The following is a 259-nucleotide window of genomic DNA, read 5'->3' on the forward strand; positions in this document are numbered from 1 at the left end:
GAATGCGATCGAGTCGACGTTCGCGACCGTACGCCACCGGACGACGCGTACGCGCAACTGCGTGTCGCGACCGACCTTCCTGGGTCTGGCATTCAAGCTGATCGAGGAAGCCGAGAAAACGTGGCGCCGCATCAATGGTCCCGAACAGATCAAGCTGTTGCTGGAAGGCATTGCCTTCAAGGACGGTGAACCGGTGCAAGACGATCAACCGGGTCAGCAGAAACTCGCCGCCTGACGTCGCCGGGCATCAAGCTGCCCG

Annotated in this window: 1 pseudogene; it reads left to right on the forward strand. The window is 61.4% G+C overall.

Annotated features, from left to right (window positions below):
- Window positions 1-235, forward strand: a pseudogene (locus tag SB753_RS38730) (IS256 family transposase); the annotation flags it as partial.
- Window positions 236-259 lie beyond the last annotated feature (24 nt).

It is taken from the genome of Paraburkholderia sp. SIMBA_053 (genome assembly GCF_046534895.1).
Taxonomy (GTDB): domain Bacteria; phylum Pseudomonadota; class Gammaproteobacteria; order Burkholderiales; family Burkholderiaceae; genus Paraburkholderia; species Paraburkholderia caledonica.